This is a genomic window from Alteromonas halophila (genome assembly GCF_014651815.1).
Classification (GTDB): Bacteria; Pseudomonadota; Gammaproteobacteria; order Enterobacterales; family Alteromonadaceae; genus Alteromonas; species Alteromonas halophila.
Genome location: NZ_BMXP01000001.1, coordinates 53,879 through 79,032, shown reverse-complemented (window position 1 = coordinate 79,032; position 25,154 = coordinate 53,879). Strand labels below are relative to the sequence as shown.

At 52.8% G+C, this 25,154-nt stretch carries 26 protein-coding genes; 18 read left to right on the top strand and 8 right to left on the bottom strand.

Annotated features, from left to right (window positions below):
• The first annotated feature begins 38 nt into the window (after nt 1-38).
• Nucleotides 39-1,355 (top strand): glycoside hydrolase family 2 TIM barrel-domain containing protein, encoded by a 1,317-nt coding sequence (locus IE054_RS00380; protein ID WP_229804952.1) that lies wholly within the window; start codon nt 39-41, stop codon nt 1,353-1,355.
• 109 nt (nt 1,356-1,464) lie between these two features.
• On the opposite strand, the gene IE054_RS00375 is transcribed toward IE054_RS00380, so the two are convergent.
• From IE054_RS00375 to IE054_RS00365, 3 genes are all read right to left on the bottom strand, one after another.
• The gene (locus tag IE054_RS00375; RefSeq protein ID WP_229804951.1) at nt 1,465-1,938 is read right to left on the bottom strand and encodes a YybH family protein; all 474 of its coding nucleotides are present in this window, start codon (nt 1,936-1,938) and stop codon (nt 1,465-1,467) included.
• Between the two features lie 119 nt (nt 1,939-2,057).
• Nucleotides 2,058-2,714: a GNAT family protein gene (locus tag IE054_RS00370; protein WP_189403107.1), complete on the bottom strand. Its 657-nt coding sequence runs from the start codon at nt 2,712-2,714 to the stop codon at nt 2,058-2,060.
• A 246-nt stretch (nt 2,715-2,960) separates the two neighbouring features.
• The gene (locus IE054_RS00365) at nt 2,961-3,323 is read right to left on the bottom strand and encodes a DUF3192 domain-containing protein (RefSeq protein ID WP_189403106.1); all 363 of its coding nucleotides are present in this window, start codon (nt 3,321-3,323) and stop codon (nt 2,961-2,963) included.
• 203 nt (nt 3,324-3,526) lie between these two features.
• Between IE054_RS00365 and IE054_RS00360 the strand changes: the two genes are divergently transcribed.
• Entirely contained in the window at nt 3,527-3,796 is a 270-nt protein-coding gene (locus tag IE054_RS00360; protein ID WP_189403105.1) for a hypothetical protein, read from the top strand.
• A 4-nt stretch (nt 3,797-3,800) separates the two neighbouring features.
• Here IE054_RS00360 and syd read toward each other — a convergent pair whose 3' ends face one another.
• A complete protein-coding gene (gene syd, locus IE054_RS00355; RefSeq protein ID WP_189403104.1) occupies nt 3,801-4,352 on the bottom strand; it encodes a SecY-interacting protein in 552 nt (183 codons plus the stop codon).
• Nucleotides 4,353-4,543: 191 nt separating this feature from the next.
• Here syd and queF point away from each other — a divergent pair, with 191 nt between their 5' ends.
• The 6 genes from queF to IE054_RS00325 all read left to right on the top strand — a co-directional run bounded on the left by queF (nt 4,544) and on the right by IE054_RS00325 (nt 11,647).
• Nucleotides 4,544-5,392, top strand: a complete 849-nt coding sequence (gene queF, locus IE054_RS00350; protein WP_189403103.1) for an NADPH-dependent 7-cyano-7-deazaguanine reductase QueF — start codon at nt 4,544-4,546, stop codon at nt 5,390-5,392.
• Between the two features lie 26 nt (nt 5,393-5,418).
• Nucleotides 5,419-6,930 carry a GGDEF domain-containing protein gene (locus IE054_RS00345; RefSeq protein WP_189403102.1) on the top strand — a complete coding sequence of 504 codons (1,512 nt, stop codon included), beginning with the start codon at nt 5,419-5,421 and terminating at the stop codon, nt 6,928-6,930.
• A gap of 39 nt (nt 6,931-6,969) precedes the next feature.
• Nucleotides 6,970-8,331, top strand: a complete 1,362-nt coding sequence (gene ppnN, locus IE054_RS00340) for a nucleotide 5'-monophosphate nucleosidase PpnN (protein ID WP_189403101.1) — start codon at nt 6,970-6,972, stop codon at nt 8,329-8,331.
• 82 nt (nt 8,332-8,413) lie between these two features.
• The gene (locus IE054_RS00335; RefSeq protein WP_189403100.1) at nt 8,414-8,788 is read left to right on the top strand and encodes a DUF3192 domain-containing protein; all 375 of its coding nucleotides are present in this window, start codon (nt 8,414-8,416) and stop codon (nt 8,786-8,788) included.
• A 5-nt stretch (nt 8,789-8,793) separates the two neighbouring features.
• On the top strand, nt 8,794-10,431 hold the full coding sequence (locus IE054_RS00330; protein WP_189403099.1) for an HDOD domain-containing protein: 1,638 nt from the start codon (nt 8,794-8,796) through the stop codon (nt 10,429-10,431).
• A 208-nt stretch (nt 10,432-10,639) separates the two neighbouring features.
• Nucleotides 10,640-11,647: an isocitrate dehydrogenase gene (locus tag IE054_RS00325; RefSeq protein WP_189403098.1), complete on the top strand. Its 1,008-nt coding sequence runs from the start codon at nt 10,640-10,642 to the stop codon at nt 11,645-11,647.
• 109 nt (nt 11,648-11,756) lie between these two features.
• On the opposite strand, the gene IE054_RS00320 is transcribed toward IE054_RS00325, so the two are convergent.
• Nucleotides 11,757-12,863 carry a metal-dependent hydrolase gene (locus IE054_RS00320; protein ID WP_189403097.1) on the bottom strand — a complete coding sequence of 369 codons (1,107 nt, stop codon included), beginning with the start codon at nt 12,861-12,863 and terminating at the stop codon, nt 11,757-11,759.
• Nucleotides 12,864-13,001: 138 nt separating this feature from the next.
• Nucleotides 13,002-14,309, bottom strand: a complete 1,308-nt coding sequence (locus IE054_RS00315; RefSeq protein WP_189403096.1) for a short-chain fatty acid transporter — start codon at nt 14,307-14,309, stop codon at nt 13,002-13,004.
• A 276-nt stretch (nt 14,310-14,585) separates the two neighbouring features.
• Between IE054_RS00315 and IE054_RS00310 the strand changes: the two genes are divergently transcribed.
• From IE054_RS00310 to IE054_RS00300, 3 genes are all read left to right on the top strand, one after another.
• Nucleotides 14,586-14,900 (top strand): ComEA family DNA-binding protein, encoded by a 315-nt coding sequence (locus IE054_RS00310; RefSeq protein WP_189403095.1) that lies wholly within the window; start codon nt 14,586-14,588, stop codon nt 14,898-14,900.
• A gap of 244 nt (nt 14,901-15,144) precedes the next feature.
• Nucleotides 15,145-15,954, top strand: coding sequence for an ABC transporter ATP-binding protein (locus tag IE054_RS00305; RefSeq protein WP_189403094.1), 810 nt, complete (start codon nt 15,145-15,147; stop codon nt 15,952-15,954).
• The gene (locus IE054_RS00300) at nt 15,938-17,134 is read left to right on the top strand and encodes an ABC transporter permease subunit (protein WP_189403093.1); all 1,197 of its coding nucleotides are present in this window, start codon (nt 15,938-15,940) and stop codon (nt 17,132-17,134) included. The genes IE054_RS00305 and IE054_RS00300 overlap by 17 nt, the downstream gene beginning before the upstream one ends.
• A gap of 79 nt (nt 17,135-17,213) precedes the next feature.
• On the opposite strand, the gene IE054_RS00295 is transcribed toward IE054_RS00300, so the two are convergent.
• Together IE054_RS00295 and IE054_RS00290 are read right to left on the bottom strand one after the other, a co-directional pair.
• Nucleotides 17,214-17,525, bottom strand: a complete 312-nt coding sequence (locus tag IE054_RS00295; RefSeq protein WP_189403092.1) for an EscU/YscU/HrcU family type III secretion system export apparatus switch protein — start codon at nt 17,523-17,525, stop codon at nt 17,214-17,216.
• Nucleotides 17,522-19,579, bottom strand: a complete 2,058-nt coding sequence (locus tag IE054_RS00290; protein WP_189403091.1) for a flagellar hook-length control protein FliK — start codon at nt 19,577-19,579, stop codon at nt 17,522-17,524. The genes IE054_RS00295 and IE054_RS00290 overlap by 4 nt, the downstream gene beginning before the upstream one ends.
• Before the next feature lie 230 nt (nt 19,580-19,809).
• Between IE054_RS00290 and ccmA the strand changes: the two genes are divergently transcribed.
• From ccmA to IE054_RS00255, 7 genes are read left to right on the top strand one after another with little or no spacing between them, the layout of a single operon-like run.
• Nucleotides 19,810-20,436 carry a cytochrome c biogenesis heme-transporting ATPase CcmA gene (ccmA, locus tag IE054_RS00285; protein ID WP_189403090.1) on the top strand — a complete coding sequence of 209 codons (627 nt, stop codon included), beginning with the start codon at nt 19,810-19,812 and terminating at the stop codon, nt 20,434-20,436.
• Nucleotides 20,433-21,101: a heme exporter protein CcmB gene (gene ccmB, locus IE054_RS00280; protein WP_189403089.1), complete on the top strand. Its 669-nt coding sequence runs from the start codon at nt 20,433-20,435 to the stop codon at nt 21,099-21,101. The genes ccmA and ccmB overlap by 4 nt, the downstream gene beginning before the upstream one ends.
• Nucleotides 21,101-21,856 carry a heme ABC transporter permease gene (locus IE054_RS00275; protein WP_189403088.1) on the top strand — a complete coding sequence of 252 codons (756 nt, stop codon included), beginning with the start codon at nt 21,101-21,103 and terminating at the stop codon, nt 21,854-21,856. The genes ccmB and IE054_RS00275 overlap by 1 nt, the downstream gene beginning before the upstream one ends.
• Nucleotides 21,846-22,043, top strand: a complete 198-nt coding sequence (ccmD, locus tag IE054_RS00270) for a heme exporter protein CcmD (RefSeq protein ID WP_189403087.1) — start codon at nt 21,846-21,848, stop codon at nt 22,041-22,043. The genes IE054_RS00275 and ccmD overlap by 11 nt, the downstream gene beginning before the upstream one ends.
• A 30-nt stretch (nt 22,044-22,073) precedes the next feature.
• Complete coding sequence (gene ccmE / locus IE054_RS00265) at nt 22,074-22,538, top strand: cytochrome c maturation protein CcmE (RefSeq protein ID WP_189403086.1); 465 nt, start codon at nt 22,074-22,076, stop codon at nt 22,536-22,538.
• Between the two features lie 3 nt (nt 22,539-22,541).
• Nucleotides 22,542-24,545 carry a heme lyase CcmF/NrfE family subunit gene (locus IE054_RS00260; RefSeq protein WP_189403085.1) on the top strand — a complete coding sequence of 668 codons (2,004 nt, stop codon included), beginning with the start codon at nt 22,542-22,544 and terminating at the stop codon, nt 24,543-24,545.
• Complete coding sequence (locus tag IE054_RS00255; protein ID WP_189403084.1) at nt 24,542-25,141, top strand: redoxin family protein; 600 nt, start codon at nt 24,542-24,544, stop codon at nt 25,139-25,141. Before IE054_RS00260 ends, IE054_RS00255 begins: the two co-directional genes overlap by 4 nt.
• Nucleotides 25,142-25,154 lie beyond the last annotated feature (13 nt).

Here is a 25,154-nt window from a genome sequence, read left to right as displayed (position 1 = left end):
AGCTGTAAGCGCTTTCAACCATGCAGAAGACGGACCGTATGCGCCTATTGCTGATTTTCGCCCTTACCTTCTGTGGCCTGGCTGCATGCCAGACTACACCAAATGATTCCGCTCCCGCGCGCGGCACTGCCGTGCCGGTAACCCTGACGTCTTCACAACAGGGTTATCAGATCTACCGCGATGGTGCCCCGTTCTTTATTCGTGGCGCAGGCGGGCACCGTCATCTTGATAAACTGGTGGTGGCCGGCGGTAATGCGATCCGCACCTGGAGCGCCGACAACGCCCGCCAAATCCTCGATGACGCCCACGCACGTGGCCTAGTTGTCATGCTGGGACTTAGTCTGGGGCATGAGCGCCATGGTTTTGATTACAGTGACGATGCGGCGGTTGCTGCGCAGTTTGAGCGGGTAAAAGCGACGGTACTGCGTTTCAAAGACCACCCGGCATTGCTTGCCTGGGGCATTGGTAACGAAGTGGATTTGTTTTATAACGACACCAGCGTCTGGTATGCCATAGAGGACATTGCGGCGTTTATTCAGCGGGTTGATCCCAATCATCTGGTGACTACTGTCACCGCAGGTATGGATAAGGACAAGCTCGACCTTATCCTTGAACGTGTACCCAGCCTCGACTACCTCAGTATTAATATTTACGGGGGGCTTGAAACCCTGCCCGGCGACCTGCTTGATTATGGTTATGACGGGCCGTTTGTGGTCACGGAATGGGGGCCAACCGGGCACTGGCAGGTTGCACGCACGCGCTGGGATGTGCCGGTTGAGCAAACCAGTACGGAAAAAGCCGCCTCCTACCGTCAGCGGTATCAGCAAGGCATTGTCGCAGCGCAAGGACGCGCCCTTGGCTCTTTTGCTTTTCTGTGGGGGCAAAAACAGGAAACCACGCCAACCTGGTATGGCGTATTTACAGAAAACGGCAACCCGACTGAAGTAGTCGATGCCTTAACGTATAACTGGACAGGGCAATGGCCAAAATGGCGTGCGCCTTCCATTGATGCTTTAACGCTTGAAAATCAGGGCCGCTCTGACAATGTGACACTGCCTCCTCAACAGGAGGTTACGGCAATGGTCGAGATGCTCACACGCAGTGACGCATCCCCGTCTGTACACTGGCAAATACTGCCGGAAAGTACCGATATTAAAGCGGGTGGCGACCCGGAATCGCGGCCATCATCGCTGGGCGTGACATTTAAGAGCGCGAAGTCAGGAACGACCGGGCAGGCTCAGTTCACAACACCGGCTAGCCCGGGCGCCTACCGGCTATTTATTACCGTGAAGGATAAAAAAGGCCGGGTGGCCAACGCCAACCTGCCTTTTTTTGTAACCAATGGTGAGCTGTAGCGACACCGCAGAAGTCCGCAACAGAAGATGTGTGCCACCGGTCAGTGTCCGGTGGTATTGATTATCCCGTTCCGACCTGGAAACTCTTTCTCCGCGCGTCAGTAAGCGGTTAATTCGGTATTTTTCTGCCCTTAACGAAGTCCCGGTGGATACGCCACTGCCCGTCATCCAGTTTCCAGATTGCGATATAGCGTTCTTTTGCCAGCGCCTGCCCTTCCTGATTATACGTTGTGGCTATGCCGTACTCATAGATATGTTCTCCGTAGTCTTCGACTTCAATCGCCTGCGGTTCTACGACTACTCCTGCTTCCACCATGCTGTTAAGCATCTTCCCGATTGCAGCTCTTCCTTCAACCACGCCTCCACCGGGAGGAAAAAACTTTGCGTCTGATGTATAAAACTCGTTCGCCAGCGCTTCAGGTTTTCCCTCTTCCAGCATTCGGCTGAATGCCGTGTAGGCCTGATTAATATTCACGATGAACTCTTCAGACTTATCCGTTTGCTGTTCATGGGCAAGACTTTGCCCCGCAGTGATTAAAAAACATAAGCCTAGCAGCCAGTTGCATCTTAGTTGCATGCTCATCAGATTGCTCCTTATCCGTAAGTTTTGATGTAAGCAGGCGACACGCACGTGTGCCTGTATAAGAAAAAAAGCCTGAGTGCAGAACCACTGACAGGCGTTTTTACTAAAGAAGATAGGATTTAGCTGTCCGCTTTAGGATGAAACATAACCGAGCCCTGAATATGGCCAACTTCCAGTTCGCCGACCATCTGATAGCGACCGTCTTCAAACAGGTGTTTTTGTTTATCACGGGTGATCAGGACAGCCACGCCTTCGCTCTTGGTATCTTCGGACAGAATGCTGTCGATCGCGCCCAACAGCAGATGACCAAGGCCCTGATGCTGGTAATCGGGGTGCACAGCAATAAAGCTGAGCATATGAAAATCGGTGGCGGGAACGGCGGCTCTGACTTTCTCTTCTTTTTCGACCATTTGCCGGGTACCGAATAACCCTGCGGTCAGCAACATTTTAAGCCGCCAGTGCCAGTAACGCCCTGCGCCAAATGTTGCATCCGGGCAGGTCAGGCAGGTCACCGCAAGCAACCGGCCGTCGTCAAATAATCCAATCATAGGCTGGTTGGCGATCCAGAAAGCATTAAGCTCCTCACGAATTGCCGAGCGCAGGCGGCTCTCATAACCTTCTTTTTCCGCCTGAAAGATATCGATGAACAGGGGATCATCAAAATAGGCGTTGTACAGGATGGAGGCAGCGACTTTGAGATCATCCTCGGTGAGGTAAACGGCTTTAAGCGCCTCTTTGTCGAGCACGTGATTATCAGCAAGTGCAGAAGTCGGCATACACCCTCTCCTGGTTGGTCATACCTGCTGTCCTGTCACTATGCCATCAGGTATGTGTCTAAGAATTAACCACACTCTACGCGAAAAAAAGTCAAATGTTAACCTTGTGTTAAAAAGGGTATAAATAACGCAGCGCCTGTTCAGACTACGCCGGTTTAAGTAACGACGATAAAGGTGCAGATAATAGTACTGCACCTTTACCTGTAGTTACCGGACGCCTGGGGAAGACGCGAATAAGTTTATTCCCTAGATATGCGCGTATGCGCTGTCGCCCCAGCCAATCAGCGCACCGTTTCTGAAAACCAGCGGTGTGCATTCATCTTTGGTGGTTACGCCGTCATCCTGGGTACGCTGAGTGCGATAAAACAAAACACGGTAGACACCGTCATCTTTCTGGTGCATTTCATTGAAGTCAGCCACGCCCATTTTACGTACCACCGACTCGTAGGACATGTCCTGTTCCAGTTTGGCAATGTGCTTACGGTTGTTGTACTCCCGATCTTCCCAGTCTGCACCATAGTGACTGTCACCATCGCCGCCAACAGAGACAACACAACCAGATAAAAGTAAAGGCGCAGTGGCGGCGAGTATCAAAAGAAGCTTTTTCATGATTTTTCCTTGTTATAAAAGTAATACACAACAGCGGGTAGTTATCAAAAACAAGGCCAACTCATAAGCTATTGATAATTTACAAAATTGATTTTCTTTGTTGAAGCGCCGCGACGATTAAATAGTGTAATTCGCTAATTAATGATTAAATACGAGAAGTATATGTGTACGGTATCAGCATCAGTTAACAGTCGGGAGGCGCGATGCAGCAACGGGAAGAATTACAACGTATCTGTCGTGAGATTGCTGAGCAGGGCCTGACACCTGGGGTTGGTCTGCTGCGCGCAAGGGCGCCATTTAAACTCAGCGTTGCTGAAGCGATTGAGGCGCTGAAGCACTTTAAAATGGGCACTGCGCGTTCGTCGCGTCAGACGCCGGATGACCAGGCCAAAAGCGAACAGACAATGGAAGAGCGAATGGCCGCGCTGGAGGCCAGAGTCGCGCACCTTGAGGCGCAACTTGCCAGTAAATAAGTCGTCAGGGTAGTTGTGGGGTCAGAATTTCCAGAAAGCTGGCCAGGCTTGGAGCGATAATATCCGAAGGTGGTTTACCCACGCGCTCCACCACCACTTCCCCCGTATCATTGAGTACCGACAGGATAGTGTCTTCCTCATCTGTTAGCGCGAAAAACAGGGTCGCCTGTTGCTTTAGCCGACGCTTCATCAGTACATGGCCGATGATATTTTGCTGCAAGCGCTGAAAGTCGTCTTGGTTCCAGACCTGTAACAATTCACAACTGCCCTGCGGCGCCGTCGCCAGCAGATTATGACTGTAGTAGCGTGTAAAGAAGTCCGCGTACTGACGATCGATGTTTACTTCCAGCGCCTCCTCCACATTGGCAAAACTGTTATGCTCAGTTTGTTTTACCGGCTTCCATTCCACCATTTTTCCATCATCGCGGGTTTGCTGGTAACACGGCGATGGCCAGGTACTGTCATATTCAATACGCAGTGGCTGGCGTTCATTCTCACTCAGTGCAAGCGTTGAGGTTATAAAGGAGTCCAGTTGCTGTTCCAGGTATGCGCTCATGTTAAAATTCTCTGCTACAATCGAATAATACTAACGTCTGCGAGCAACCAGACTTTTGCCGCGCCGCGGCGTTGGACCTTCTCGCATACTGTTTTCGTACACTATACAATAGCACCCGCAAGTCAAGCGCCGGTGACGCCATTGATACACGATATGGCGAGCTGTAAACCCTTTCTGATGTAAAAGCGAATATGTCCAAACAGCCTGAAAAAATAACCATTACTGCCCCGAAAGATCTATCACTGGGTAAAACTGTTGCCTATGAGTCTGAGTATAATCCGTCGCTTCTGCAGGGCGTCCCCCGTTCTCTGAGCCGCGATACGCTTGGGCTCAGCACCCGCACCCTGCCCTTTGACGGCAGTGATATCTGGACCGGCTATGAACTGTCATGGCTAAATAAAAAGGGCAAGCCACAGGTAGCCATTCTGGAGTGTCAGGTGCCGGTTACTTCACCCAACCTCATCGAATCCAAGTCGTTCAAGCTGTACCTCAATAGCTTCAACCAGTCAGCGTTTCGCGACGCAGCCGCTGTGAGTAAGGTTATTGAGCAGGATCTGAGTCGCTGCGCAGACGCCCCAGTCCACGTTCAGGTGATTGAGCCCTCAGCTTTTTCATCGCTGAAAATGGTTGAACTTAGCGGTACAGTCATTGATGATGAAGATATAGAGGTGAACCAGTATCAGCCCGATGCCTCACTGCTTAAAACAACGGACAGTCATGCTGATGAAACACTGGTCAGTCATTTGCTTAAGTCAAACTGCCTGATCACCAGTCAGCCGGACTGGGCGAGTATTCAGATCCGCTATAAGGGGCCACAAATAGAGCGTAGCGCGCTACTGAAATATTTAGTCAGCTTTCGTCAGCACAATGAATTTCATGAGCAGTGCGTAGAACGTATCTTTTGCGATCTGTTACGCCACTGCAGGCCAGATAAACTGACGGTAAATGCACGCTATACTCGCCGAGGGGGACTGGACATCAACCCGTTTCGCTCGAATTTCGAAGCACCGTATGCTAATCACAGGCTGGCCAGGCAATAAACGCAAAAAACGAAAATAGGGTGGTGATGGAATCAAAGCAGCTTCAGGCATTTAAACAGCACAATCACCTGCTGTCACAGTTTATAATCCGGTTGTCGCGGTTCTACGATGGGTTTGAGCCGCGTATTGATGAAGAGTTACAGACCTTACGCGGGCATCTGGCCGGGACGCCTAACTTTACCCTCGCCACAACCAGTATTGGTAAGCTGGAAACGCTGCTGCAAAACTCTGACGCTGCATTAAAAAAATACACCAAAGAAACCGCCGCAGAGCTCGAGGATACCGTCAAAGCCCTGCAAATGCAGCTCAACAGTAACGACAAACTAAGAAAGCAGGCCACCGAGCAGCTGATGACGTTAAACCAGCCTGTCGACAACCTGTTTTCACTGCAGTCGCTACTCACCCGGGCACTGCGCCTTTACCGTCAGGGTCTTGATTATGTCAGCAAACGCAGCCCATCACATACTGAGCCTGCAGCACCTGTTGACAAAAAGGGAACCGATAAGCTGTATGCCTCCATCTATCAGGAGCTCAATCAGCTTCTCAGTAATTACGCGCAGAAAAAACCTGATGATCCGCAACTACGAGAAATCCGCGAGTTACTCGACACCCAGCAAAGTGAGGATGCCCTGCTGCACAGTTGTGTTGTTATTATTCGCATGATTGTGCAGGACGCCATGTCGGACGCCAGCCTGACAGGGAAGGTTATTCAGTCGCTACATAATTCGTTAGGCAAGATTCAACATGGCGTCACCGATACCATAGAACAATCCCGTCAGCAGTTTGACAGCCGGCAGACTGTGAATGCAGAGCTACGACGCCAGCTTGATGACATGGAAGATGCCGTTACCCAAAGCGACACACTCGAAGCACTGCGACAGCAGGCACACAGTTATATGCAGGGTCTGTCATCTACGCTGACTGAGCGCGAGGAAGCGGATCGTGCCGGGCAGCAGGCACTGCTGGATTTGATGGGCTCCATGCAACATCAGCTCACCAGATTGCAGCGTCAAACCAACAGCTACAAGAAAAAGCTGGCGGAGCAGATTGTATCCAGTCAGACCGATGCCCTGACCCGCCTGCCAAACCGCTCGGCCTATAACAACAAAGTCCGTCAGTCTATTCAGGCATTTCAGCGGGGAACACCGCTGGCTGTTGCGGTGGCGGATGTTGATCACTTTAAGTCAATCAATGACCGCTTTGGGCACGCCACCGGCGATAAAACCCTGCAGCTGGTGGCCCGTCACCTTCGTCAGAACCTCTCTGACAGCCACTTCGTGGCGCGCTGGGGCGGCGAAGAATTTATCATATTATTACAAGGACTCACCGCCGACGGGGCCGTTGAGGCACTCGAAAAAGTTCGCGACAAACTGGCCTCATTGCCGTTTAAATTTAAACAGGAAAAAGTCACTATCACGGCGTCGTTTGGCATTACGATGCTAAAGTCGGACGACTCAGCCGATGATGCCTTCAACCGGGCTGACGCCATGCTGTATACGGCAAAACGTCAGGGCCGTAATTGTGTTGTATTAGGATAGACTTATTTTGCATCTCCCCTACATCAGGATACGAAAAACATGAAAAAAGTGCAGTTAAATCCGGTTGGCTGGATGAGCCAGCTGTCCCAGATTGAAGTCGCACAACTTCAGGATACTACCAACAGTGCACTCTACGATATGTTCAGAAACTGTTGTCTGGCGGTGCTTAACAGCGGTGTTGATGAAGACGATTACGAAACACTTTTTGCCCCCTACGATGATTTTGATATTCGTCTGATTCGCCGTGAACGGGGGGTCAAAATTGAACTGATCAACCCACCTGACGTGGCGTTTGTTGATGACAAACTGGTTCGGGGTGTTCACGAACACCTGTTCGCGGTGCTGCGCGATTTGTTGTTTATGGGCAACAAGTATGCATTTATGCACAAGAGCGCACCCGTTGAAAGTGCGGATATCACTGACATGGTGTTCGATATGCTTCGTCACTCTCAGGCACTGGAAGGTAATGACGAACTCAACACGATTGTCTGCTGGGGCGGCCACTCTATAAAACTGCCCGAATACAAATACACCAAGGAAGTGGGTTATCAGCTGGGTTTACGGGATATGAATATCTGCACAGGGTGCGGACCCGGCGCTATGAAAGGGCCGATGAAAGGCGCCGCGATTGGGCATGCGAAACAGCGCTATAAACGGGGTCGTTACATTGGTATTTCAGAGCCTAGTATTATTGCTGCCGAGCCACCAAACGCCATCGTTAATGAACTGGTGATCATGCCGGATATCGAGAAGCGTCTGGAAGCCTTTGTTCGCCTGGCTCACGGCATTGTGATTTTTCCGGGGGGTGTGGGCACGGCAGAGGAGCTCTTGTACCTGCTGGGGATTCTGATGAACGACCGGAATGCTCAGCAACCGTTTCCGGTCATCCTTACCGGGCCTGCCGGCTCTGAAGGCTACTTCGAGGCCATCGATGAATTTATTGGTGCCACCTTAGGGAAAGAAGCACAGGATAAATATACCATTATTGTTGATGACGCCGTCGAAGTAGCCCGGGTAATGGGCGGCGGACTTGAAAGGGTTAAAAAATTCCGTGAGGCCATGGGCGATGCCTACAGCTATAACTGGTCACTGAAAATTGAGGGATCCTTTCAGCGCCCGTTTATTCCAACACATGATTCTATGCGTGAACTGGCCCTGCATCAGGACCAGAATAAGGCCAGCCTGGCGGTAGTACTGCGCCAGGCATTTTCCGGCATTGTTGCCGGTAATGTGAAAGCGGAGGGGATCCGTCAGATTAAAGAGCATGGTCCTTTTGAGCTTACCGGCGATCCGGCGCTGATGGCACGCATCGACGAGCTGTTGCGTTCTTTTGTAGAGCAGCAACGCATGAAGCTCCCCGGCAGTGAGTATACGCCTTGTTACACAATTAATCGCGATTAAGCGGGTTGCGGGGTGCAATTGGGATTCCGTCTGTGCGCGGTTTTGGGTACACTGGCACAATGGTAAGTGGCGTTAGAAGAACATGAGTAGCAAGGTTTCCCGGATCATTATTGCAGGCATCGCGTTTTACGCGTTGTTCGTATTCCTTGTGATCCAGTTTTACCCTGACAAGCCGGAGAACATGGACTGGCAGGATCGCGAGGAATATAACAAGGTGCAAATTACCAAGCTGCGGCTTGGCAGTACCCGCGAAGAAGTCCTTGCGTTGTTAGGGTCTCCGGATATTACCGAAGCAAAGATGGAAAACGGTATGACCATTCAGGTCATGTTTTATCGCACGCAACATGTCCGGGCGGATGGTCTCACTACTCAGGATGAATGTACGCCGCTGTTATTTGAAAACGATCAGCTTATTGCCTGGGGTGAAGGTGCCTATCAGAGCTACCAGCAAAGCTGACAGAGATGGCGCAATTCGATGTTGCTGATCTGCATAGTCAGATCTATAGCGCTGTAATTTCACTGAACACCCCGCAACCGGTTGACAGTATTAATCGCTGCCTTACTACGGCGCAACGTGTCCTCTCTGCGTGCAGGCACGCCCCCGACACTGCACTTGCGTACTTTACCTGCACGCTGCCTGATTCTCAGTCACCGGCCACCGCCACAATGCTGCGAAGCCTGGTGCTGTTATGCCTGACCGGCAGACGTGACCACCTTAATGAGCACAGCCTGCAACATCTGCTGGCGGCAACGCTGCTCGCTTATGGCCTGCAGACCAACCCGGATTACCCGGTGGGTGCGCTAAAAAAGCAACTCAAAACGCGTGCGCTGGTTCTGTGGCTGAGTATTCTGCGGCTGTCGAAATCGCTGATGCATCCGGCCAGCTACCAGTTGCTCAGTCGCTTTTCCCTGCGAGCGTCTGAGCGCCGCGTGCTCAGTTGCTGTCATCTGGCACTGATCACGCCAAAGCAGACGGTTGCCCATTGTCTGCGCGAATATATCCGTCGTTCACCGGCCTATTACCGCACATTGTATGCAAACTGGATAACGCTGCCCGGCGGTCTGGCCAATGGCCATCAGGTCGTTATCCGCCAACAGCAACGTGGTACTGTATTGTCCGTCCATACTGATTACGTGGCGGTCGCGTTGAGTGATGCGGACACCACCGTGTGTGAATGGTTACCAACAACACAGGTCATGCATCAAAATGGCCGCGCTGTGTCGTTCGATCAGTGGAACGTACTGTACGCCCGACACCAGGAGGATGTGGACGTCAGGCATGAGTGCACACTCTACCCGGCCACGTTTCCCGTCCATCGTCCTCCCGCCAGCCTGACCCGCATCATTGATGCCCTGCACAAGCCGGACAGTGATATTGATGCGTTGGTACTGCTCATTGAAAAGGAGCCGTCGTTTTCGAGTTTTCTACTGAATTCCGCCAGCCTTGATAACCGCATGCAACTGCCGGTGAACTCCATCAAACAGGCGATCCTGACATTCGGACTGGATCGAATCGGGGATATGCTGGTGCAGCATGCGTTATCAGCACGTCTGACACAGCACCGATTCCCGCTGGATGGCATATGTCATCAGTTCGCTACACTGATGGCCAGCGTTGCTTCGCGGCTGGCGATGAAAGTAAAAACCCGTTTTACTCCTCAGTCAGCGGCACTCACCGCGACCTTTTTAAGTGCGCCACTTTTTACTCTGCCAGATCTTAAAGTACTCCTTAAATTACCGCTCGCACAGCACGGCTACTATGATCCCAATAACCTGCTGCGTATTGGAACGGACACTCGCTGGCAGTCACTGTCACAAGAGCTTGCCAGCGGCTGGCATCAGGCAGCAACCTGGCGCGCGTTGCTGCACCATGCGGGCAAACCGCCTGCCAGCGTGCCTGCCTCACTGCGCCGGGAGCACTGTATTTTGATGATGGCACAAATCATTAGCCGGCAGTGGCTGTTTGGCGAAGGGACTCCTTGCAGCGAAACACGCAATGTCCTGGCCAGTGCGCAGCAATGCCTTGATATTTCCCCGTCGACGGTAACAGAGATGCAGGAAATGCTGGCATCACAGCTGCAGTGTCCCCTGGTCTATTAGGGCCAGGTAATTCGCCAGATTAACCTTAAGTATTCACTATAAAAATCAGACAACGACTATCGCTAATCAGGATCATCGTATAAAATACGCGAAATTTTGAGGCGGCACTGCGTAAGCGTTTTCAATCCCGGACGTCATCGTCTTCGCAGTGATAGCCTGCACGCTTTTAATCGATTAAGACAACAGATTGACCAGAGGATCCCTCCACATGACCCAGCAACGCATAACTGTTATTCGCGGTGATGGCATTGGCCCAGATATTATTAACGCGACCACCCAGATTCTAGACAAGGTGGGCTGCGACTTCGCTTACGATTACGCGGATGCCGGACTGGTAGCACTGGAAAACCATGGTGAGCTGTTGCCACAGGCAACACTCGACCTGATTGCCAAAAACAAAATTGCTCTGAAAGGGCCACTCACTACGCCAGTGGGTGAAGGCTTCACATCTATCAATGTCAGCCTGCGCAAGCAATTTAAACTGTTCGCCAACCTGCGTCCGGTTCTGTCCTTCAAAGGCACCAAAGCACGCTACGAAGACATCGACATCATTACCGTTCGCGAAAATACCCAGGGAATGTACTCTGGTCTGGGACAGGTAGTCTCTGAAGACGGCAATGAAGCTGAAGCGATGAGTAAGATCACCCGTGAAGGCGCAGAGAAAATTGTTACGTTCGCCTACGAAATGGCACGCCGCGAAGGCCGTAAGAAAGTGACCGCCGTGCACAAGGCCAACATTCTGAAATCGACGTCAGGCCTGTTTTTGAAAGTGGCCCGTGAAGTAGGTGAGCGGTACCCGGATATTGAGTCTGCGGAAATGATCGTGGACAACACCTGTATGCAGCTGGTGATGAACCCGCATCAGTTTGATGTCATTGTCACCACCAACCTGTTCGGTGACATTATTTCTGATCTTTGCGCCGGGCTGGTCGGCGGTCTGGGTATGGCGCCTGGTGCCAATATTGGTGAAGACTGTGCGATTTTTGAAGCCGTACACGGTTCTGCACCCGATATCGCCGGAAAAAACCTGGCGAATCCAACCTCTGTCATTCTGGCCGCAGTACAAATGCTGGAATACCTGAACATGGGTGAAAAGGCAGAAAAAGTCCGCGCAGCTTTGAAAGATGTGATTGAGTCTGGTGACCGTACCACCCGTGATTTAGGGGGTCAGGCAGGCACAACTGAGTTTACTCAGGCGATTCTGGAACGTCTTTAAAAACGCTCTGAAATCCAGGAAACAGACAAACGAGTAAAGCGGGCCCCGGCCCGCTTTTTTTATACGCTGGATACGCTTCCCAACCTCGCCAGCGAGCCAGTCTGACCCTTCACTGATTTTCAGACTGTGGGAGTACTTTCAGTTCGTCATCAAGTTCAACGGTGGGTCCAGACAAGGTGTCACCCCGATGGGCATAGCGCGCATCCTTGAATGAAACCCGGTACCCGCCATTCTCTCGCGGCGCAATATTGGCAAACGGAAAGCGCGACCAGGATAGATACTGCCTGGCGTGCGGCGCTGTCGCAGCGGCCTGCACAATCGGCGACTGAATATTTAGTGGTAGCTCAGTATCCAGACGCACCGGCTTATCGGCCAGCCAGTCCCATTGTCCTAGCTGGTAGTGATCGCCATGAACCACCACAACGGTCGAGCGCAGCGGATTTGCCGGAGCGGGGGAAACCATAATATCGATGGGTTGCTGGCCTGCCTGAGCCTGCACGTAGCAATTTACCTCATTCACCGCAATGCGCCCCGCGAAAATGCTCAGCGCGATATACAGACTGGCCATGATCAGCGCCCCCCTGGCAATAACGCCTGGACTGAATGAACTCATCAGAAACCGACCGCCGATGATACCTGCAAGCCCCAGATACCAAAGCACCAGAACCGGTGTACCGGTGACGTCGTTTAGCGTAACTACCAGTGATGAGCCCAGCCAGAACACTGCCCACAGAGCGAGTTGCCAGCGATGGCCTGAGCTTACCCAGAACCAGGCTCCTCCCATGATTAGCCACAGCCAGGGATCCAGAATAAACATACTGTCTCCGTAGAACCACTGACTGTCAAACGGCATCAGCAGACGGATCCCATAGTTATTTAACCAGTCGAGAAACGGGTGTGACAGCACCGCCAGCAAACTAACCAGAAATAACGGCCAGAAGGCGGCAGACCCATTTGCAGTTAAGCGTGGCCATACACGTGACAACAGCATGAGTATACCCGTGAGAAGCAACGGCAGAATAAACCATGCCAGCACACCGTGGGTCCAGCCGCGACGATGCGCCAGCGACGAGTACTCGCCCATCCAGGACGCAACAATGTCGACGTCTGGTGCATTCACGCCTATCAGGATGGCTGCAGTCGCTAGTGGTGTCAGTTTTTTCAAACCACTGGAAGCCATCAGGCCACCAGCGAAGGTATGGGTAAAGGGATCCATTACAGCAACTTATTTCTCAGGCGCGAGGTGCGCGTTAGTCAATACGGGTTAGTTCATTTACTCGAGCCATGCGCATTCAGCCCACTTTTCCTAAGCACTCAGACGAACGCGTATTTGCCACTTCCCTGATCGCCCCAATCAGAACGTTAGCAGCACAGTGCTGATGATAAGACCGGTTATTATCAGTTGCACCAGACAAAAGCCCATCATGTCTTTAGCTTTTAAGCCGGCGATGGCCAGTACCGGCAATGCCCAGAATGGCTGAACTAAATTGGTCCAGGCATCACCCCAGGCGACTGCCATCGCGACCTTACTGACATCGGTGCCAAGTTCCATCGCCGCTGGCAGAATAACCGGAGCCTGCACCGCCCACTGACCACCGCCCGAGGGCACAAACATGTTTACCAGTCCGGCGCTGATAAAGCTCCATAGTGCCAGGGTATCAACGGTGGCAAAACTGATAAGCCATTGCGACAGATCCCTGGCTAAACCAGACTCCACCATCACTGCCATGATGCCAGCATAAAACGGAAACTGCAGGACAATTCCGGTTGTGCCCTGAATGGCCTGCTGTAAGCTGCTGAGCAGGCGCTCCGGCGTGCCGTGTAATACCATCGCCAGAAACAGAAAAAGGAAATTGATGATATTAAGATTGAGGGTACCGCCGCCGACGAAGTAATTGATAAGATAGGCAATCCCCGCGAAGCCAATCAGCATCGCCAGCAGCGGACTTTTCTCCAGCTTTTCTGCCGGCCGCTGCGCTTCAGATGTGTCCACGGGGGCTTCTTTTAGCGCTGTTTTATCTACGATAACACTCTCGCTTTGCTTGGGTAACATCGCCCGGTTTACCAGCGGGAGTACCACCAGTAAGATCCCAAGCAGCGTCAGGTTCATGGCAGAGAACAAGGTCTCACCGGTGCCGATAACACCGATTTGCTCGACGGTAAAATGGCCTGGTGTAGCGATAGTAAGAGGTACTGAGCCGGCCAGACCACCATGCCAGACTAGGAACCCCGAATAGGCGCTGGCCACCAGCAGGCGATAGTCAACGTCAACTCGTCTGGCCAGCGCTTTTGCAAAGAGCGCGCCGACCACCAGTCCAAACCCCCAGTTCAGCCAGCTTGCCAGCATCGACACCAGCGTGATCAGAATGATCGCTTTACCCGGCGTGCGCGCAGTTGTGGCAATTTTATCCAGGGCTGCTTTTACCACGCGGGTACTGGCCAGCATATGTCCGGATACCAGCACCAGCAGCATCTGCATCGAGAAACCCAGTAGCCCCCAGAAACCATCTCCCCACTGATTCAGTGCGGTGAGAACGGGTTGCTGCTGAAAGACTACTGCGCACACCAGCACGATGGCTGTCAGAATAAGAACAAAGATAAACGGGTCGGGCAAAAACCGTTCAACCAGTTTGACGAACGGCCTGGCGGCAGTGTTTAGCATGGATTTACCTGATAGTCGTTATTATATATTCAGAGTACCGAAGTTAGCCTGGGAATGACACCGGCGGCAATGCCACAACCGGTCAGGTGATACGGCTGGTTTCATACCTGGCGCATGATCCCCCTGTTAGCCAGCCGAGCACCGTTACCTGTTCCGAACGATGTGCAGTCGCCTGATTAAAACTGGCCAAACTCTGGTCTTACACCTTTACCGCCATGCATCTACAGTTAAGCGTGTACAACTGATGTACAAACTCACAATCAAAGGAATGCGATCATGAAAAAAACACTGACCGGACTGATGGTGCTTAGCGCCATTGTACTGAACACTCCCGTGGTACAGGCCAACGATGTTGATGCTGTGCTGTCACCTCAATCAGACGTCACCGCACAGATCATTCACCTTGACCTGAACGACGCCACTCTGGAAGAGCTGCAACAACTGCCCGGCGTGGGTGTCAGCAAAGCCAGCGCTATTATCGAGTACCGCGAGCGTGTCGGCGGCTTTCTGGAAGTCGAACAACTCACTGAAGTAAAAGGCATTGGCGATAAAATGCTGGCGAAGATCCGTCATCAGGTGTCAGTAAAATAAAGCCGCCCGTCAGCCAGCAGCTTTATTCGCCCACAGAGGCGGTGACATACCGCCTCTTATCTGCACCTATTCTTCGTCTTTGTGACACGCAGGACATACTTACTAACAAATTTACAATACCTAAAAACACCTTCAATCAGTAAATTAGGCAAGGTATGGTGTAATACTATGACGAGGGCAAAGACAATGCCCCTAATCAGCCACCATTTCAGGTACTGCGCAATCCATATGAAGAGGAATCAGGATGATTGAAATTAATGGCCTGGCCAAAAAGTTTCCGGTGGAGTCACCGAAGAAGCTAAGCGAACAGGAGCGTAAAGATCCGCGCCTGCGTGGACGTCACTTTCACTCTGTAAAAGATGTGTCTTTCCATTGCGAAGAAGGACAGGTTCTGGGCTTACTGGGGCCGAATGGCGCGGGCAAGACCACCACGTTGCGTATTTTATCCACGGCGTTGAAGCCGGATAAGGGAGAAGTCTCGATTAATGGTCACAATGTCCTGTCCGACCCTACCATTGCACGTCGTAAAATTGGCTTTCTTTCCAGCTCTACCGGCTTATACGGGCGCTTAACCGGGCGCGAAAATATCACGTATGTCGGCAAGTTACACGGTCTCGGTGACAGCGAGGTCGCCTCCCGTATTGCCGACATGGCCGACCTGCTGGACATGCACAGCTTTTTAGACCGACGCGCCGAAAATTTTTCCTCCGGTATGAAGCAGAAAGTCTCCATCGCCCGGGCAGTTATCCATCAGCCTGAGCTGGTGATACTGGATGAGCCCACTACTGGACTGGATATTATGGCGACAAGCACAGTAATGGCATTCATCCGTCGCCTGAAAGAAAAAGGCACCCCCGTCATCTTTTCTACACATCACTTAGATGAGGTTCAGGAATTATGTGACCGGGTATCTGTGATCAATGTCGGCGAAACGGTATTTGACGGCACCCTTGCCCAGTTTAGCAGCCTGTCAGACGGGCGCATGCACGACAGTTTCCTGAAAACCCTCAATCAAACCAGCGACGAGGAGGTCAGTAATGTGGTTAATCTTTAAAAAGGAATTTACCGAGTTGCTGCGCGATAAGAAAACCATCATGTTTATGATCGTGCTGCCCGTTTTGCTGTTCCCACTGATTATCGGGGTCACCGTATTTTTTACCAGCATGGCCGTCGATAAAGCCGAAAACAAAGTGCTTAACTTTGCTGTCGTAGGCAAGCAGTATGCCCCGGATATTTATCAGTCAATGGTGCAGGAGACGGATAAATTTAACGAGGTGACACTGCCTGAGAATGCCGACTATGCAACGCTTATCAACAATGAAACCGTTGATTTCGTGCTGGAGATCCCCGAAACCTTTAACCCGGATATTCTCAATAGTGGCCAGCATACACTGACGCTGTACCTCAATGACGCTGGTCTGAATAAGGTACGAAGCCGGGTAGGTGAGGTTGTCGATAAGTACGCCAAAGAGTACCAAGTGGCTGCTTTTAGCACGCTGGGTATGGATGAGGCACAGCAAAATGCCCTACTCGACCCCGTCATTATTGAGCGGGAAAACATTGCCGATGATCGCGAAGTATGGGGTGAACGTCTGGGCGGTATGCTGCCCTATTTCATATTCTTCCTGTGCCTTCAGGGGGCAATGGCGCCCGCGTCTGATTTAGGCGCCGGCGAAAAAGAACGTGGTACCCTTGAGACACTGCTCATTTCTCCCATGGAACGTTATAAAGTAGTGCTGGGTAAATTTTTTACCATTGGGGCAGCTGGTGTTATCTGTGCCCTGATCACAGTCACCAGTATGGCGGTATGGGGGCTGCTTATATCGCAGGGCATGGCCATTGAGTTTGTAGCCGACATCATGGCCATGGTGGGCATTGCTGACTTTGTGCTTATCTTCCTGATGCTGGTGCCAGTCGTAGCTATCTTCGCGTCGGTGCTGCTGTCACTGTCTATCTACGCACGTTCGTTTAAGGAAGCGCAAAGCTACATGGGTGCGCTAATGATGGTGGTTATCTTTCCGGTACTGATCGCCATGATGCCAGGCGTCGAGCTGAAAGGTGGCTGGATATGGGTACCACTGACCAATGTGGCGCTGGCCATGAAAGAACTGCTGAAGGGGACCATGGACTACTTTGCCCTGTTTGGCATTTTTGCCTCTACACTGGCCATCGCGGTTGCCATGCTAACCTTCTGCGTTTACTGGTTTAACAAAGAAAAAGTCTTGTTCCGTTAATGATGCGCAAAAACCGGTATTGCCAGGGGGAGATAACTACGTCTTCCCCTGGCAATGCCGGGTGTTTGCTTTTTTACCCCTACACCTGAGTTTTAATGGCCCTGGCGGCCTCTTCCCAGCCACTGGGAACCTTGCCCTGCATTACATAAGACCAGGCAATTAATTCAGCAATCACAAAATACAGTGATTCCGGGATCTCCTGGTTAATGTCCAGCGTGGCCAGAATATCGCTTAAGTACGGATCTTCATGGATCAGAATGCCCGCCTCCTCGGCAGCCGCGATGATGGCATCGGCCAGCTCACCATAGCCCTTGGCCACCACCTTCGGCGCAGATTTCTGACTTTGCTTGTCATAACGCAGCCCGACAGCGCGTCGTGTTTTGTTACTCATACCATAGTCTCGAAAATATGATGCGGCTGAGCTTTCAGGGTAGCCGGTACTTTCCCCAGCTGAAAGCTGGTACGTCCGACGTCCAGTCCATTGGCCTCAAGACGCCGGGTAAAAAACGGCAGTGTATCTGCCACCAAGGCCAACAGCTGCTCACTGGAAGCATACAAATCCAACTCGATGGTTTCTCCATTTATGCGTGACTTGGCCAGCAATTCGCCTGCCTCTCCAATATCCAGCTTCATGGTCAGATGCCAGTTTCGCGTTGCAGACCCGGCATGTTGCTCTGTGGAATGGCCCTGTTGATCGCGCCGGATAAGAATTTCGGGAGGCTGCGTTTCGGTGCCGGTGGTAGGCAGCATATAATAGACACTGTCCTGCCCCTGCAAACGGTTGTCCGCATTAGTAAGCCGTGCCTGCTGATGGCCTGACAGCAACGTTTTGAGAGACTGGGTAAGCATACCGCGACTGTCCAGTTGCGACATATCCATGGCCACCCGCGAGGCCGTACCATTGGTATTGGTTGTCGCCCCGGTCATTGACCTGGTGAGGACACTGTCAGCCCGGTCGGCCTGCCTGGCCAGTGAAGGCTGGCGATTTATTGCGCGCCCGGCCAGTGAAAACTGCAACATGGTAACCAGCGCACTGACAAAGTCATTGCCACTGCCTGGCCGCGACAGGACCGGCGATGACAACGGCAGCGGTGTGGCATTCAGCAGGGCTTTAATTTGTTCACCGGTTGTCTGAGGCAAGGGAGTAAGCGGCGCCGTCGGCGATTTTTGTGCGCCAGCTTCCCCTGCCGGCGCTGGCGTGGCGGGTTGCATGAGTAACCCTGCCAGTTCTTTCATGCGGTGTGCCATATTTCCCATGAGTCCCGTCGATGTTGCCGGACGGCTGGCATCTGCGCTGCCCTGTAGTAATGATTGTGTGGCAGGTTCAGGGAGACGTGTATTGTCAGGTTTAAAGGAAGAAAATGTCATTCCCTGCTCCAGCCCCCGCACCCGTGTTTGCAAGGCTGTCAGTAACGCCTGTGTGGCCGGTGCCGCATTTTTAACTGGCATATCCAGTACCTGAAGTAACTGATTGAGGGCAGTACGGGTTGAGCCTGTCTCATTTAATAATTGGCGTGACAGCGTCACAATCTGTTGCTGCACGTCTCGTTGCTGAGTTACGGTCAGCCCCGACGCGGGCAAAGGGGGCGTGGTAGTTTTGGCGCTCGCCGTATCACCGGCATTCAGCACTGGCAGGCGCTGTGCACGTGTCGTATCCAGCAGAGCGCTGTCGATGCGGCCCAATGATCCTGGCGCCGTCGAGGGAGGCAATGACACCTTTCCTACCGCTGTCAGCTGGACGGAGTTCACCGTCAGCCTGCCCTGCTTTTCAGATGCCGTGACCTGATGCTGAATCATCTGGCCCTGCGCCGGTAATTTAGGCAACTGTGCACGGATGGCATCCGGCAGTGACTTAATGGCAGCGGCATCGAAACGAATGCCGGCGTTGCGCAGCGCTCCCGCGACGACATCCCGTACCTGCTGTGCATCCGGCGAGGTCAGCGTGGCCACCACGTTGCTATTGCTGCCGGTACCCTGCAACGCCAGTGTTGTGCTGCCATCCTGACGCAGCAGATTAAGGCTTACCTGATTACCCACCTGACTGGCGTCCAGTCTGACCGGCAGGTTAAGTGTCTGCCCGTTACCGAGCTGAACAATGACATTGTCCGGTCGCACCGCCGTAATCTGAGCGTTGAGATTTAGTTGTGCATGGCTGGCACTGGTATACAACCTGGTGATTTGATCAACCAGTCTGGTTAACTGTCCGTCACTGAGCGTGGCAGACTGGCTTTGCTGGCTTGCTGAAAATACCGCAGCGGAATGCGGGTTATCCGGTAGTACTGCAGTACGGACTGGCTGTTTACCGGTCAGGCTGGCACTGAGCGCGGGATCAAGGGCCAGTTGACCGCCACTATTCAGACGCAGGTTTACAGTACCAGACGCGGACTGTGACACCGACGCGCGCGCCAGTGAGGCGGGGATGACGGACTCTGTTAAGGCTGCCACAGCAGACGTCATGCCGCCCGGCGGAGGCGAAACCGATGAATTGACAACGAAAAGGCTCATAAGGTGTTATCGGTCATGATAGGGAAGGCTTTACCTTTGCCGAAAACCGGCGTGTTATTTGAAGTAAATCATAAATCTGTGTAATTCGCGAACCTCGGCAATGCGAAACGGGCCGGCTATGTTAGAATGCGCGGGAATTTTTACTTCTGTGCGTATAAGAGGGATCGTCGTTGAGTCTTGTTGCAAGCGAACTCACCTGCATTAAACGCGACCGCGTACTGTTCGAGCGCTTGTCTATGTCGCTGGAGCCCGGACAGCTTGTCTACCTTCGGGGGCCCAATGGCGCGGGGAAAACCAGTCTGTTGCGAATTCTGACTGGGCTGGCAGCGCCTGACGCGGGCACGGTGTATTTTCAGGGCGCGCCAGTCAGCAACGATATCGCAGCCTATCACAAAGCGCTTATCTATCTGGGTCACAAGCCCGCGCTTAACAGCACCTTAAGTGCAATGGAAAACCTTCGTTTCTGGCTGGCCCAGCAATATCTGACGTTCGACCCGAAAGCCGCTTACCAGGCACTGGAAAAACTCGGGCTGGTGGGACTGGAAGATATTCCCGTGCGCCTGCTCTCAGCCGGTCAGCAGCGCCGGGCGGCGCTGGCAAGGCTATGGCTGAAACCCGCCAGCGTGTGGCTGCTGGACGAGCCCTTTACGGCACTGGATACACAGGGCATTGCGCTGCTGGAGACCCTGTTTGCCCATCATGTTGCTGATGGCGGCATGCTGCTGACAACGTCTCATCAACCGTTGTCCAAGCGCGCTGGTCCCGTGACGAACATGGATTTGGAGTATCGGTTATGAGCCCGTTATTTGACGGCGTATTTAAACGCGATATGGCCATTGCCTTTCGCCAGAAGTCGGAACTGGTGCAGCCGATTATGTTTTTGCTGATGGTGGTGACCCTGTTTCCTTTAGGTGTCGGCCCTTCCCCGGATACCCTGCAGCGAATTGGGCCTGGGGTGATCTGGATAGCCGCAATCCTGTCATCGCTGATGGGTATGGAGCGGTTATTCCGGGACGACTTTCAGGACGGCTCACTGGAGCAGGTCATGCTTTCACCCGTGCCATTGTGGCAGGTTGTGGCGGTCAAAGTGCTGGGACACTGGCTGGTCAGCTTTATCCCGCTGCTGTTGCTGTCGCCACTGCTGGCGGTGTTTCTCAACCTGACATTCGGCATGTACCAGGCTCTCATCGTTACCCTGATACTGGGGACACCATTACTGTCTTTTGTTGGGGCGATTGCCGTTGGACTGACGGTAGGACTGCAGCGCGGTGGCCTGCTACTGGCGCTGTTACTGATACCGGTATTTATACCGTTACTGATATTTGCCACATCTGCCGTGGATTCTGCCGCACTGCAATTACCTTATCAGCCACAAATTGCTATTATTGGCGCGATGTTATTGCTGTCGGTGGCAGCGTCACCATTTGCTATTGCCTATGCCCTTAGAGTGAGTCAAAACTGATGTGGAAGTTCTTACATCCTTACGCCAAACCAGAGCGCGCTTATCAGTTGTGCCAGACACTGCAGCCCTGGTTCTGGAGCCTGGCAGCCGTTTGTCTGGTGACGGGCAGCATCTGGGGCTTACTGTTCGCCCCGCAGGATTACCAGCAGGGTGACTCGTTTCGCATTATCTATATTCACGTGCCCAGTGCAATATTGTCGATGAGTACCTATGTTGCGATGGCGGTGGCCGCCGTTGTGGGTCTGGTCTGGCAATGGCGTACCGCGTTTATGGCAATGATCGCTATGGCGCCGGTAGGCGCTGTGATGACCTTTATTGCACTGGTGACCGGCGCAGCCTGGGGCAAGCCCATGTGGGGGGCCTGGTGGGTATGGGATGCCCGCCTGACGTCAGAACTGATCCTGCTGTTTCTGTATATGGGCGTTATTGCTCTGTACGGCGCCTTCGAAGATAAACAGCAGGCTGGCAAAGCCGCGGGTGTCATGGCCCTGGTGGGGGTCGTCAATGTGCCCATTATCCACTACTCGGTAGAGTGGTGGAATACGCTGCATCAGGGCGCCACCATCAGCAAGTTTGATACGCCGTCAATTGCGCCTGAGATGCTGTGGCCGCTGCTAATCAATCTGGCCGGCTTCGCCTTCTTTATTGCGGCGGTCACGGTGGTGCGGCTACGCAGTGAAATTTTGCGCCGCGACGTGCATCGCCCGTGGGTACAGGCGCTGGCAGAACAACGGGAGAATCGCCGTGCAGTTTGAAAGTTTATCGGCCTTTATTGCCATGGGCGGTTATGGCTTTTATGTCTGGCTGTCGTTTGGTGTCACCGCACTGGTAATGGGTATTCTGGCAGTGCAAAGTCATGTACAACACCGCAGCCTGCTTAAAAAAGTGCTGCAGGAAAAAGCCCGTCATGAACGTATTCGGCGCGCCAGACGCGCATCCTGATGCTTAGTATTGCTCAAGAGTAGTGAAGTTATGAATCCTCGCAGAAAAAAACGTCTTACGCTGTTTTTGTCCATTGCGGTACTCATTGGTGGGGCTGTATCACTGATGCTGTATGCCCTGACCGACAGTATCGATTTGTTTTACACGCCCAGCGAAATTATCGAAGGAAAAGACGGCCGCAAACCGCAGGTCGGTCAGCGTTTACGGATTGGTGGCATGGTTGTACCAGGCTCCGTATCACGCGACAGTGAGACGCTGGCAGTAACCTTTGATCTTATTGACGTGGGGCCCAAAGTTTCGGTGCAGTATACAGGGATCCTGCCGGATCTGTTTCGCGAAGGTCAGGGTATCGTCGCCACCGGCACCCTTCTCGATAGCCGCACGATCAAGGCCCAGGAAGTACTGGCAAAGCATGATGAGGAATACATGCCTCCCGAACTAGCGGAAAAAATGAAAGGCATTAAACACGTGAAACCCGACAACGCAGGCAATTAAGTCATGGTTCCGGAAATAGGTAATATCTCGCTGACGCTGGCTCTGGTTGTTTCTATTCTGTTGGCCGTCTATCCCCTGTGGGGCGCATACCGTCAGCATGACACGCTAATGGCCACGGCCCGCCCTCTGGCGATTGGTCTGTTCTTCTTTACGCTTATTTCATTTGTGTGCCTGGTGTATGCCTTTGTTACCGATGATTTTAGTCTCGCTTATGTCGCCCAGCATTCTAACAGCCGGTTACCGCTGCACTATAAAGTCACGGCAGTCTGGGGCGGTCACGAAGGGTCGTTCTTATTATGGGTGCTGATGCTCTCCATCTGGACGGTAGCCGTCGCGCTATTCAGCCGCGGCATTCCGCATGCCATGGTATCCCGCGTGCTGTCTGTGCTGGGTATGGTGTCGGTCGGCTTTTATCTGTTTATGCTGCTTACCTCTAATCCCTTTGACAGCATGCTGCCGTTCTTTCCGGTCGATGGCCGCGACTTAAATCCGTTACTACAGGATTTTGGCATGATTATCCATCCGCCAATGCTGTACATGGGCTATGTGGGCTTTTCTGTGGCTTTTGCCTTTGCCATTTCGGCGTTACTCTCCGGCCAGCTGGACTCTACCTGGGCGCGCTGGTCACGGCCATGGGTAATTGCTGCCTGGAGCTTCTTAAGTGTCGGCATTGCACTGGGTAGCTGGTGGGCATACTACGAGCTTGGCTGGGGCGGCTGGTGGTTCTGGGATCCGGTAGAGAACGCGTCATTCATGCCCTGGCTGGCAGGAACCGCGCTAATGCACTCATTAGCCGTCACCGAGAAGCGCAAAGCGTTTAAGTCCTGGACCGTGCTGCTGGCCATTGCCGCGTTTTCCTTAAGTCTGCTGGGCACGTTCCTGGTCCGTTCCGGCGTGATTGTGTCAGTGCATTCCTTCGCCAGTGATCCCACCCGGGGCCTGTTTATCCTCGGGATCCTGGTAATTCTGTCGGGCTTTGGTCTGCTGCTTTATGCCCTGCGGGCCTCTCAACTCAAAAGTCCCGGTCGCTATCAGGCGTTTTCCCGTGAAGTGCTGCTCATGGGCAATAATGTGCTGCTATGCGCGGCGACCCTGGTGGTCCTGCTGGGAACCTTACTGCCGCTGGTCCACAAAGAACTGGGACTGGGATCAATTTCTGTCGGTGCCCCCTTCTTTAATCAGATGTTCACGTGGCTGGTTGTTCCCTTCGTATTGTTTCTGGGGCTAGGCCCGCTGACGCGCTGGAAGCAGCAGCATGTTGCTGCGCTGCGTAACCAGCTGCTGCTGGCCTTTGGTCTTAGTATCAGTGCGGCGTTCCTGGTTTCCATGAGTTACAGCCAGCCAAGCTATATGGCGGCACTTGGTCTGACCATGGCGTTCTGGATCCTTATCACCAGCATTCAGGAAGTCTTACAGCGCATTGGCGCTATGCAGGATAATGACAGCATGTTGAGGCGGCTACGCAAACTCACGCCCAGCCACTGGGGGATGGTGCTTGGCCATTTAGGCTTTGCCGTGACGCTGATTGGCATATCACTGGTGTCGAATTACGAGGTGGAACGTGATGTCCGGATGGCTCCGGGTGAAACTGTCTCACTGGGCGGGTATGAATTCACCTTCCGTGACGTCGTCAAGCATCAGGGACCCAACTACGATGCTGACATCGGGATCTTTGATGTCTTCCGTAATGGCGAAAAAGTCGTACACCTGGAGCCAGAGAAGCGGATGTACACTGTACAGCGGATGCCAATGACAGAAGCGGGGATCCACTCTACGCTGACCCGGGACTTGTTTATCGCCATGGGTGAACCACTCGAGAATGGTGCCTGGGCAGTGCGAATTTACATTAAGCCGTTTGTGATCTGGATTTGGTGCGGCGCGGCGATCATGGCGCTTGGCGGTGCCTGCTCAATTAGCGACAGGCGCTACCGGATGGCCAAGCTGGCCAGACTCAAGCAGACATTTTCGCATCCTCAGACAACAACTCAGACGGGAGAACAATCATGAAAAAATTCCCTCTGGTCGCCGTCCCTGTGCTGTTATTTACCGTATTGATCGTGTTCTTATTTCAGGGGCTGTTTTCAGACCCCCGCGAACTGGATTCGCAGGCAACCGGTAAGCCACTTCCCGATTTCAGTCTGCCCGATCTGATGCAACCGGATACCTCATACGGCCCGGACGATCTTACTGGCAAGGTTCGTATTCTGAATGTATGGGGTGTGTGGTGCGTGACCTGCGCCGTTGAACTGCCCTACCTGACAAAGCTGAGCCGCGAACAGGATGTGACATTTGTGGGCCTGTATTTTGACCAGGATCTGGATCCGGATTTTGGTACCAAAACACTCAGCCGGGTTCAGCAGGAAGTCACCGATATGCTGTCACGCTATGGCAACCCTTACGCATTTAATATTTTTGATGTTTACCGTGATATGTCGCTGGATCTAGGCGTCACCGGCGCCCCTGAGCACTTTGTCATTGATGCAGAAGGCATTATACGTATGCACCACATTGGCGATATTAACGAACGCGTCTGGAACAATAAGATTGGCCCGCTGTATAACCGCCTTCGTCAGCAAAACCGTTCTTTGGAGGCTGCCGAGTGAAACATGTTCTACT

Bases quoted from the DNA above. Each gene is read 5' to 3' on its own strand.
- IE054_RS00380 (WP_229804952.1), top strand. From the start codon at position 39: ATGCGCCTATTGCTGATTTTCGCCCTTACCTTCTGTGGCCTGGCTGCA.
- IE054_RS00375 (WP_229804951.1), bottom strand. From the start codon at position 1,938: ATGAGCATGCAACTAAGATGCAACTGGCTGCTAGGCTTATGTTTTTTA.
- IE054_RS00370 (WP_189403107.1), bottom strand. From the start codon at position 2,714: ATGCCGACTTCTGCACTTGCTGATAATCACGTGCTCGACAAAGAGGCG.
- IE054_RS00365 (WP_189403106.1), bottom strand. From the start codon at position 3,323: ATGAAAAAGCTTCTTTTGATACTCGCCGCCACTGCGCCTTTACTTTTA.
- IE054_RS00360 (WP_189403105.1), top strand. From the start codon at position 3,527: ATGCAGCAACGGGAAGAATTACAACGTATCTGTCGTGAGATTGCTGAG.
- syd (WP_189403104.1), bottom strand. From the start codon at position 4,352: ATGAGCGCATACCTGGAACAGCAACTGGACTCCTTTATAACCTCAACG.
- queF (WP_189403103.1), top strand. From the start codon at position 4,544: ATGTCCAAACAGCCTGAAAAAATAACCATTACTGCCCCGAAAGATCTA.
- IE054_RS00345 (WP_189403102.1), top strand. From the start codon at position 5,419: ATGGAATCAAAGCAGCTTCAGGCATTTAAACAGCACAATCACCTGCTG.
- ppnN (WP_189403101.1), top strand. From the start codon at position 6,970: ATGAAAAAAGTGCAGTTAAATCCGGTTGGCTGGATGAGCCAGCTGTCC.
- IE054_RS00335 (WP_189403100.1), top strand. From the start codon at position 8,414: ATGAGTAGCAAGGTTTCCCGGATCATTATTGCAGGCATCGCGTTTTAC.
- IE054_RS00330 (WP_189403099.1), top strand. From the start codon at position 8,794: ATGGCGCAATTCGATGTTGCTGATCTGCATAGTCAGATCTATAGCGCT.
- IE054_RS00325 (WP_189403098.1), top strand. From the start codon at position 10,640: ATGACCCAGCAACGCATAACTGTTATTCGCGGTGATGGCATTGGCCCA.
- IE054_RS00320 (WP_189403097.1), bottom strand. From the start codon at position 12,863: ATGGATCCCTTTACCCATACCTTCGCTGGTGGCCTGATGGCTTCCAGT.
- IE054_RS00315 (WP_189403096.1), bottom strand. From the start codon at position 14,309: ATGCTAAACACTGCCGCCAGGCCGTTCGTCAAACTGGTTGAACGGTTT.
- IE054_RS00310 (WP_189403095.1), top strand. From the start codon at position 14,586: ATGAAAAAAACACTGACCGGACTGATGGTGCTTAGCGCCATTGTACTG.
- IE054_RS00305 (WP_189403094.1), top strand. From the start codon at position 15,145: ATGATTGAAATTAATGGCCTGGCCAAAAAGTTTCCGGTGGAGTCACCG.
- IE054_RS00300 (WP_189403093.1), top strand. From the start codon at position 15,938: ATGTGGTTAATCTTTAAAAAGGAATTTACCGAGTTGCTGCGCGATAAG.
- IE054_RS00295 (WP_189403092.1), bottom strand. From the start codon at position 17,525: ATGAGTAACAAAACACGACGCGCTGTCGGGCTGCGTTATGACAAGCAA.
- ccmB (WP_189403089.1), top strand. From the start codon at position 20,433: ATGAGCCCGTTATTTGACGGCGTATTTAAACGCGATATGGCCATTGCC.
- IE054_RS00275 (WP_189403088.1), top strand. From the start codon at position 21,101: ATGTGGAAGTTCTTACATCCTTACGCCAAACCAGAGCGCGCTTATCAG.
- ccmE (WP_189403086.1), top strand. From the start codon at position 22,074: ATGAATCCTCGCAGAAAAAAACGTCTTACGCTGTTTTTGTCCATTGCG.
- IE054_RS00260 (WP_189403085.1), top strand. From the start codon at position 22,542: ATGGTTCCGGAAATAGGTAATATCTCGCTGACGCTGGCTCTGGTTGTT.
- IE054_RS00255 (WP_189403084.1), top strand. From the start codon at position 24,542: ATGAAAAAATTCCCTCTGGTCGCCGTCCCTGTGCTGTTATTTACCGTA.